The following is an 8,898-nucleotide window of genomic DNA, read 5'->3' as shown; positions in this document are numbered from 1 at the left end:
CCTTCCATGATCCTTTCAATACCCCTATGATTAACACCAATAGTGATTTCGGCTTCCTGAACGATTTCGTCCTCTACAAAAAACCTTACCCTATATGGTTCCAATGCAGCAGGGTGAACTGTACCCATTGGAATTTCTGTTTCAATAATATTGCTTCTTGGTACTTTCTTATCCATCAAATCCCCTCTAATCCGCATCTAATAATGTAGGTAAAAGTGATACTACACCAGCCAAAACATCCTGAGGCCTTACGGCACAACCCGGAACCTTTGCGGCAACAGGTATGATATTTTCAACCGGCCCTTCAATTTCCTCTGAAGGAATGTCACCATAACAGTTCTTATAAACACCACCCATCAGAGCGCAACTTCCTGCAGCCACAACCAGCTTAGGGTTAGGAATGGCTTCATAAATTGCTTCCAATGGCTTTCTATTCAAATGTGTAACAGGTCCTGTGACAACCAATACATCAGCTTCACGAGGATTCCAAGTTAAAAACACATTATATTGCTCAGCATCAAATCTAGGTGATAGAATTGAGTTTACAATTTCGATATCGCAACCGTTGCATCCGCCTGTATAAACAAGCATGACGTGTATTGCCCTTGCTCTTGAAAATGATTTAATTCCCATCTAATCACCCTCCTCTCTATTCTTCAATACTGTATTATCTGATAAATATTGTGCAATGAATTTGAGCTTGTCGTCTGAAATCTTAAATGGCTGTGACATTGTTTCTGTGATGTCAACTTCCTGGTCTCCAACATTGCTCGGATGTATTGTTCCCTTTTCACCATAAAGGGAGTAGACCGGACAGAAGTCATGACAATAGTAACATACAACACATTTTTCGAGAGTAATTTCAGGCACTTCCTTTTTAGTCCAATCGTCAGTGATTTTAACTGGATTTGCTAATTCTTTCATCTCAATTGCACCAGTCGGACAGACATTGGCACAGCCCGCACATCCGATACAGGCCTTTTCGTCAACCCTGTCATCAACTTCCACTGACAGTGTTGCGATTTGGTTTCTCAATTCCATATCTGTAACCCTATCAGCTGCAAAAAAGATTCTTTTAAAGTTGGTAAAAGCTCCTTCCAAAGCTATTCTAAGTAAACTGCTCATTTAAATACCCTCTATTGAATCTTTAAAATTTCTTTCGAATAAAAATGCCCTTGCAGGACAGGCGTTCTTGCATGCTCCACAATAAGTACATTTCTCTTCATTAACCACATAATTGCCATCAATTTCTTCTATTGCATCATATGAACAGATTCCATGACAGATTCCACAATGCATACATAATTTTTGCTCGATGAAGTTGAATCCATCTGTAATCTCATTCTTGTACATTGTTGATTTAGGAATCGCATCAACAGGACAGTGCACTGCACAATTTTCGCATAAAATACATTTGTCCATATCTACTGAGATTTTGCCCCTATGCAATGTAATCGCATCTTCCTGACACATTTCAACACAGATTCCACAGGAAATGCAGTCGTCTGTAACCTTGCCATCCCATGTGTGGGTCATTAGCTGACGTGCATTGACCTCATCACAGACCTGCACACATTTTCCGCAGCTTACACAGAAGCCTGCAAGTGCAGGAAGCTCTTCATCTGAAAACTCATCATAAATGAACATTTCCTCATCTTCACGCAATGTGTGAACCGGACAGTGACTAATGGCAATATCATGTGTAACGTTTTCCGTATCTATTGTCGGATCATATCTCAATTTGCCGTCGACATTTTTATGTGATTCGTTTTCACACAAATCAGCACATAATCCGCAATTTAGACAGGATATGATTTTGCCGTCAGGTTTCTGGTTCAATTTATTCACAATGATTTTGAAATCGTCAACTGAAATCGCATTGTTAGGACATGCCTTCATACAGTTCAGACAAAGTGTACAGGAGGTTGTATTTACCATCTGATGCTTGTTCATTGATTGGTTTGGACAAACATCTGCACATATTCTGCATTCACGACAGATTCCTTCATCCCTATCCACTTTAACATGAATCGCACCTGTCGGACAGTATTCCTTACATCTGCCGCACAAAATACATTTTTCTGTATCTGTTCCAAAGTAAGTCCTTGAAACTTCCTTGACCTTGCTTTCGCTTTTTGAAGGAACGTTATCCAATGGCGGATTCAGGATATTGAATGACCTGATTAAATTGATTTGCTTTTCCTTTTCAAATTCAAATCCGTCAACACGACATTCAGGGAATTTCTCTGCACAAACGCCACAGCGTGAACAGATACCATATACTATTCCGTCATCTATATGGATGTTATTTGTAGGGCAGTTGTACATGCACATTCCACAGCCGTTACATTTGGCCCTGTCAACCACATATCCCCCATAGCCGTTTTTAAATATTGCATGGTTTGGACAGTTATCATAACAGATTCCGCAGGTAAGGCAACTGAATGGAACGCCGTTGACTAATCTGATGGATTTTGTAGGACATGACTTAATACAATTTTCATTTTCATTACATGTATTAGTTGATAAAAACATTTTAAAACCCCTTATTTACTCCTTGCAAATATTAGTTTGCCTACAAAAATTCCTATTAATGCAGATAAAAATGCAGTTGATATCGGCAAGTCTGTGTAAAACGGATAATTGCCGGATTGCCATGCTACAATAATTCCTGCAATAAGTATCACTATAAATGCTCCAAGAGTGAAATGGGTATCTCCGTTATGGGTCTTGATTTGTGAACCTATGATTATTCCCAATATCAGTGCTATTATTATTGGCCCTATGATTACCATCATTCACCCTCCTCGACATATTTCTTAAAACCTGCAAATGCGATTGCGATTGCGGATAATCCTGCAAATACCTTCAAACCTACAAATATGTTCAGGTATGGAATGATACCTGCATTTGTAACATCAGGATAATGCAATACAGACTGGATAGCTTGAGGAACGACATTAAGGAGATCAGTTCCCACATTGTAGAGATAGAAACCTCCAACAAACAATCCCACCAATCCGAATATTACGAAACCTAACGCACCAACAGATTCTAAAACTTCAATATATGCATGTGACAATTCAAATGGGGAATTACCTAATCCATAGACAAGAACAGATAATATAATTCCGCTTGCTATCATTGCACCACCTTGGAAACCTCCACCAGGAGTGATGTGACCCCCAAGAATGGTCATTATACCTAAACAGATTAATATGATTGAAATCGGTAAAGATATAAGTTTTAAGATTATACTACCCTGACTCATCTTTTATCCCCCAGTAATCCTCTGCCAAATATTAGTAAAACTACTAATCCAGCAGTCAACAATATAATTGATTCTCCTAAAGTATCGTATGCTCTGAAATCAAAGATAACAACTGTTACCATATTCGGAGCAATTTTAGTTCCTAAAGTATTATAGATTAAGCTTACACCAGGATAAATCATATCACTTATATGATATATCGCGTCGAATAATGTAACTGAAAAGATTGCTGTTAAGATTGCTGCAAGCAAATTGCGTATTGTAGTATTAGACAAGATTACCACCCCAGTACATGAATACGGCTATAAGCGCAAGTGTTACAATTGCATAGAACAGCATTTTTTCAAGTGAATCTTCCTGTTCTATCTTGAACTTTGGAATAAGCGGAATACTATAAATCAGCACTATGGCCAGTGCCAAGGTAAAGATTCCTGCAAGCAAGACATTTACATGCCTGAGCAATATTGCAGACAGAACCAATGATACGATTAAAAATATTTCTGCTGTAAGGCTTCCTGAAACGTCCGCATTGGTAACAGGTCCAGGTGAAAACAATTTTCTGAATTGCTTTACAACATTGAATATCTGATCATACAGTTTCATAATATCCCTCCTACAAAGTTAGAAATTCCGTTTGTAACGACATCTGGGAAGATACCTAACAGTATAACAATGATTAATAACACTCCCATTGCGAAAATCATAGCTCTTGGAACTTCTTTTCCTTCCAGTTCTAAGTCATTTGGTTTCGGTTTTAAAAACATTGTGTAATATGTTTTTACAAATACTACAAATGTGGCAATACTTACCATAATCGCCAAAATGGATATTTCCGGGAATCCGCAACTTAATGACGCCTGAACAAGCATCAATTTGGATTGGAAACCGCTTAATGGAGGAACACCTGCCATTGCAAGACCACCAATCAGAAGCATAATGGCCACTTTAGGATGGTATGCGAGAAGTCCGCCTAATTTTCTTGTATCCACTTCATTTGTTGCATTTACGATTGCGCCAAATCCTATGAATAATAATGCAGTGATTACGATTTCATTCAATGCTTGGAAAAGTCCTGCTGTAATTGAAAAGTTTGTTCCAAGCCCAATACCTAACCCGATGAAACCTAATTCACCTACCGCTAAAAATCCAATCATTCTTCTGAAGTCTGTTTGGGTAAGTGCGAGAGAGACGCCCAATATCATAGCTAAGATAGAGAAGAAGACTATGAGAACTTCAAAGATTGGAAGTGAAGCGTAAATTCTAAACATTATTAATACGATTGAAATCATTGAAATGACTGTAAATGACTGCAATAAAGCTGCGCCATGAGGTTCGGCTTTTGAATAGATTCCAGATTTTATTGTATGGAATGGTGGTAAACCGGATGCGTATAACCAACCAAAGAATATTAATGCGAGTGATAATAAAAATACTGGAGAAGTTGCGTCAACCAAACCGTTGTGAACAGCCGCTGCAATATCTGTAACATTTACACTACCGGTCAATGCCAACAGGAATCCAATTCCTAAAAGCATCATTGGAGAACCGATAGATCCTAAAACCATGTACTTCAAGGCCATTTCATAACTGTAGTCAATTGAAGATGCAGCTACAATTCCCACCTGTGCAAGTGCCAATATCTCAAAGAACACAAACATGTGGAATATGTCGTCAGTCAAAATCATTGCGGTCACTGCTGCAGTACCTAAGAACAGTAGGAACAGGTATGGTCCTGAGACTTTTCTGTATTTTGTCAGGTAAATGAAGATTACCAGGAATGTTAAAAGTCCAATGGCTCCTATGAATATTTGCTGCAGGAATGTGAATGAATATGTGATTGCCGGATGATACATCATATTTGCCGCACCATCTAGAATAGGCTCATAACCACCGAAGTAGTGAAGACCATAATTGGACAGAAGCGGAATTAACGGCAGACATATTGCCACAACAAATGCAAAAATCTTAGTTACAGTGTTGAATTTTGAAAAGGCACTGATCAATAATGCTGCCATTAAAGGAACAATAACCATAAGTGGAATTAATTCATTCATCGTATTCCTCCCGTTTTGATGTGTCAGCCAACATTACTTTTGTAGATAATGTGCCGTATCTTCTGTATAAAACCATTACTAAAGCAAGCATTACTGCCAGAGTACTTGCGCCGATTACAATACTGGTAAGCACCAAACCGAATGGCAAAGGATATGCTGCGTTTGTAGCGAACCATGAGGTATCCATTCCAGGCATTAAGATCGGCACGACACCGCCTGCCTTATAACCGATAGCAACAATGAAAAGGTTTACTCCCTCTTCAATGAAACTGATACCAATAATCTTTTTGATGATATTGTCAATGAAAATTGCTGAATAAAGCCCTATTACGACTAAAGCAACAGAGGTCAACAATATCACAAGTTGTACATCAGCCATCAGCCATCACTCCTTTGAGTCTTCTTAACAGCCAGTGCAATGAATATCGGTATGATTGCCCCTTCAACAATTGCCTGTGTCAAGGCAACATCCGGTGCAAGCAATACCTGAAACAATACTGCAACTGATGCGCCGGAAATACCGGTTAAAATTGCTGCTTTAAATAAATCCTTTTGAATAAGAGCAAGAATTGCGCTTAATACTATTACAATACACAATATTATTTCTATCATGACTACTCACCCTCATCAATCTCTATGGTAGTAACTGAAAATCTGTCATCCGCCTTAAGCTTTTCAGAATTTTCACTTTCCAAAGCCTGCATCTTTTCTTTAGGATGTAAAAATGGATGATTTTCATCTACCTCTTCTTCAACTGTCATTAAATCAGCATTATTTTCTCTATCTTCTTTTTTCCAATAAGCATTAGCTATTGCATGTGCTGAAAACGGTGCTAAAATAAAGTAGACACCAGCCAAGAGATATTGGCCAAGGCCAATCATAGCAATAATACATGCAACATCAAACAAACCCACAATGTGGATTCTTCCATATACTGCATTTTTAGTATCTTTGCTTAAGCTAATAAGACCTATTGCTGAGATAATAATCAAAAATGCTGCAATGATGAGAAGGGCTGATTGAATATATTCTATCATTTATCTTCCCCTCCTACGGTTACAGCGAAAGCAATAGTTCCTACAAAACCAAAGAATATTAAAGCTAAAGATATATCTCTATAGAATGCAAGATTATATAACTCCCCACCTACAAGTAACACTAATGCGAGTGCATTAATAACAACGGAACTTCCTAAAAGTCCCATGGATGTGGATTTATATGCACTTGCCCTTATGGTGGCTAGCAGCATTATAATTATTGCAATAACCAAAATAAATTTTGAAATAAACAATATATCCATACTATCTCACTCGTCTTTTTTGAAAATGAATTATTCCAACATTTTCTTTATATAAGGTTCAAAAGGAATAATATCCTCTTTTTTTCTTGGAGAAATAGCAGCTACTTTGATAATGTTATTCTCGCTGTCCAAATCAACAGACAAGGTACCCGGAGTTAAAGAAATACTGTTTGCTAAAATTGTCTGTGAAACAGGTCTCTCCAAAACTGTTTCAATATCAACGACAATAGGATCAATATTTCTCCTCATAACTCCATTAAAAGCAACATCAATTGTTGCTTTTATGATTTCGTAAATAAGGACTAAGAAATATATAATTCCATAGCCAATTCTAGTCAAAAACATTAAACAAGCTCCATTTCATTAATATTAATAATAGCCATATTACTGACTAATTAGTAATATTATTATTTATCATGATTATTCATTATAAAGTTATGCTTTTTTAAAAATAATATTCAAAAAATAGATTAACATTGTTAAAAATATTAAAAAAATATACATGAACGAAAATGCCACTTAAATTAATTAAATACTGTCAAATCAACAGTTAAACCAAAAATTAAACGATTTGATACATACATGAAAATATTATATATGATAATATACAGATTTAGTTATACCTAAAAAAGTGATACAATGGATTTAGTCGAAAAAATTGAGCCCATTATAATATTTTTTGCAATAATATTGGGACTGCTGCTTTCCAATGTCAGCATTATTGCCCAAAACACCGGCAATATGATAACCCTGTTTTTATGTCTAATGCTTTTCGGATTATTCCTTGAAATACCATTGAACGAATTGAAGAACAGCTTCAAGAATGTTAAATTCAGTCTGACAAGCCTGATAATCAATTTTCTATGGACCCCATTATTCGGATACTTTTTGGGGACACTTTTTCTGAAAGGAAACGTGGACATACTGGTCGGATTTTTCATGCTGATACTGACCCCGTGTACCGACTGGTACCTGGTGTTTACCAAGCTTGCAAAAGGTGACTTGACACTGAGTCTATCCATCCTGCCGATTAATCTAATCCTACAGATTGTACTGCTTCCGATTTACCTTATAATATTCTTTTCAAATGGAATAAACCTAGATTACAATCAGCTTGCATATTCACTGATAATCGTTATCGTAATACCATTCATCGCATCACAAATCGTCAAATTCATCTTAAAAAATGATTTAAAAGACAAAGTGATAAAGTCATTCAGTAGCCTGCAGATCTGGTTTCTGTTATTGGCCGTGTTCTGCATATTCGCAAGCCAGGGAGAACTACTATACAGCAATCTGGAATCAAATGTGAAAATATTCATTCCTCTAATCATATTTTTCACAGCGAATGCAATAATTGATTTATTATTATCTGAAAAAATTAATTTTACATATCCTGAGTATGCAAGCCTGACCATGACAACTTTGGCCAGAAATTCACCACTGGCACTTGCAATAGCGATAAATTCATTTCCGGGTCATGAACTGATAGCGATGGCACTGGTAATCGGACCGCTGATAGAGCTTCCAATACTATATATCGTTTCCAGATTCTGTCTGTGGATTAAAAACTCAGGACTGTTCTTTGTCTGCGGCAATTTCTAGGTGGCCAAAATATAATGCCCATACAATTCGAAGAGCATTGGAATATGATATAATAGGGAGAGAACCGCCAATAACAATATCATGCTAAGCCCAAAATTCCTGTGAACTTTTTTAGATGACAATGGAGCGAATATCTTAATTCCTGCAGGAGTAAATGCATCCAATATGATATGTGAAAACAAGCCTAAAAACAATGCCAAAACAATTTCAATATAGTTGATTTCCGCTGCAGGCACTATAAAGACGGTAGAAAAACCATCAGAACTTTCTTGTTTAAAAACAGAAAGCTTAAAAGAGCAATTAGAATTGCCATTACCATATAATGATTTTCCAAAACAGTTAAGAATGTAGTTAGCTGAAACGCCCAAATCAATATCAGACTGACCGCCGATGCTAATGTCAAAGCACCGAAAATGGAATGCGTAAAACTCCGATGTTCGGAAAAATAAAACGTTGCGCCTAAAAAAACAATAATCAAACCGATATAATAAGGTAATTTAAGGATATAAAGTGAAATGAACACTATCAATCCCAAAATAATCATCCTATAAACATTTTCGCGTTTGAAATCATGGTCAAAATCCGGAATATTTGCACCGATTAATGTTAAAGCAATTGTTAGAGGATTGTGAAAAAACATCAACGAAAGTAGAACTGCAAATATTGAA

The 8,898-nt window shown here is 36.7% G+C and carries 16 protein-coding genes; 1 reads left to right on the top strand and 15 read right to left on the bottom strand.

The window, feature by feature from the left end; all coding sequences use genetic code 11:
* Positions 1–186 precede the first annotated feature (186 nt).
* Genes QZN27_RS07190 through QZN27_RS07130 form a run of 13 tightly spaced genes read right to left on the bottom strand, consistent with a single transcriptional unit; the run spans position 187 to position 6,970 of the window.
* Positions 187–633 carry an NADH-quinone oxidoreductase subunit B family protein gene (locus QZN27_RS07190; RefSeq protein ID WP_296785716.1) on the bottom strand — a complete coding sequence of 149 codons (447 nt, stop codon included), beginning with the start codon at positions 631–633 and terminating at the stop codon, positions 187–189.
* Positions 634–1,125 carry a 4Fe-4S dicluster domain-containing protein gene (locus QZN27_RS07185; protein ID WP_296785714.1) on the bottom strand — a complete coding sequence of 164 codons (492 nt, stop codon included), beginning with the start codon at positions 1,123–1,125 and terminating at the stop codon, positions 634–636.
* Entirely contained in the window at positions 1,126–2,535 is a 1,410-nt protein-coding gene (locus QZN27_RS07180; protein ID WP_296785711.1) for a 4Fe-4S binding protein, read from the bottom strand.
* 11 nt (positions 2,536–2,546) lie between these two features.
* On the bottom strand, positions 2,547–2,798 hold the full coding sequence (locus QZN27_RS07175) for an energy-converting hydrogenase B subunit J (protein WP_296785708.1): 252 nt from the start codon (positions 2,796–2,798) through the stop codon (positions 2,547–2,549).
* Positions 2,795–3,271: an MnhB domain-containing protein gene (locus QZN27_RS07170; RefSeq protein ID WP_296785704.1), complete on the bottom strand. Its 477-nt coding sequence runs from the start codon at positions 3,269–3,271 to the stop codon at positions 2,795–2,797. The genes QZN27_RS07175 and QZN27_RS07170 overlap by 4 nt, the downstream gene beginning before the upstream one ends.
* A complete protein-coding gene (locus tag QZN27_RS07165; protein ID WP_296785701.1) occupies positions 3,268–3,546 on the bottom strand; it encodes an EhbH in 279 nt (92 codons plus the stop codon). The genes QZN27_RS07170 and QZN27_RS07165 overlap by 4 nt, the downstream gene beginning before the upstream one ends.
* Positions 3,539–3,874 (bottom strand): hydrogenase, encoded by a 336-nt coding sequence (locus QZN27_RS07160; protein WP_296785697.1) that lies wholly within the window; start codon positions 3,872–3,874, stop codon positions 3,539–3,541. The genes QZN27_RS07165 and QZN27_RS07160 overlap by 8 nt, the downstream gene beginning before the upstream one ends.
* On the bottom strand, positions 3,871–5,325 hold the full coding sequence (ehbF, locus tag QZN27_RS07155; protein WP_296785695.1) for an energy conserving hydrogenase EhbF: 1,455 nt from the start codon (positions 5,323–5,325) through the stop codon (positions 3,871–3,873). The genes QZN27_RS07160 and ehbF overlap by 4 nt, the downstream gene beginning before the upstream one ends.
* Complete coding sequence (locus tag QZN27_RS07150; RefSeq protein WP_296785691.1) at positions 5,318–5,704, bottom strand: cation:proton antiporter subunit C; 387 nt, start codon at positions 5,702–5,704, stop codon at positions 5,318–5,320. Before QZN27_RS07150 ends, ehbF begins: the two co-directional genes overlap by 8 nt.
* Positions 5,704–5,937, bottom strand: a complete 234-nt coding sequence (locus tag QZN27_RS07145) for a DUF4040 domain-containing protein (RefSeq protein WP_296785688.1) — start codon at positions 5,935–5,937, stop codon at positions 5,704–5,706. The genes QZN27_RS07150 and QZN27_RS07145 overlap by 1 nt, the downstream gene beginning before the upstream one ends.
* Positions 5,938–5,939: 2 nt before the next feature.
* On the bottom strand, positions 5,940–6,362 hold the full coding sequence (locus QZN27_RS07140) for a cation:proton antiporter (protein WP_296785685.1): 423 nt from the start codon (positions 6,360–6,362) through the stop codon (positions 5,940–5,942).
* A complete protein-coding gene (locus QZN27_RS07135; protein ID WP_296785682.1) occupies positions 6,359–6,625 on the bottom strand; it encodes a hypothetical protein in 267 nt (88 codons plus the stop codon). The genes QZN27_RS07140 and QZN27_RS07135 overlap by 4 nt, the downstream gene beginning before the upstream one ends.
* A 30-nt stretch (positions 6,626–6,655) precedes the next feature.
* Complete coding sequence (locus QZN27_RS07130) at positions 6,656–6,970, bottom strand: monovalent cation/H+ antiporter subunit E (RefSeq protein WP_296785680.1); 315 nt, start codon at positions 6,968–6,970, stop codon at positions 6,656–6,658.
* A 294-nt stretch (positions 6,971–7,264) separates the two neighbouring features.
* Here QZN27_RS07130 and QZN27_RS07125 point away from each other — a divergent pair, with 294 nt between their 5' ends.
* Positions 7,265–8,230 (top strand): arsenic resistance protein, encoded by a 966-nt coding sequence (locus QZN27_RS07125; protein WP_296785677.1) that lies wholly within the window; start codon positions 7,265–7,267, stop codon positions 8,228–8,230.
* On the opposite strand, the gene QZN27_RS07120 is transcribed toward QZN27_RS07125, so the two are convergent.
* On the bottom strand, positions 8,227–8,466 hold the full coding sequence (locus QZN27_RS07120) for a metal-dependent hydrolase (protein ID WP_296785674.1): 240 nt from the start codon (positions 8,464–8,466) through the stop codon (positions 8,227–8,229). The genes QZN27_RS07125 and QZN27_RS07120 overlap by 4 nt on opposite strands.
* Positions 8,466–8,898 (bottom strand): metal-dependent hydrolase (locus QZN27_RS07115; RefSeq protein WP_296785673.1); only part of this gene is annotated, 433 nt, incomplete at its 5' end. The genes QZN27_RS07120 and QZN27_RS07115, both read right to left, overlap by 1 nt.

The sequence above is a fragment of the uncultured Methanobrevibacter sp. genome, from assembly GCF_900316895.1.
GTDB lineage: Archaea > Methanobacteriota > Methanobacteria > Methanobacteriales > Methanobacteriaceae > Methanocatella.
Note: the sequence above shows the minus strand (reverse complement) of the source record. Positions and strands in the feature narration are given on the sequence as shown.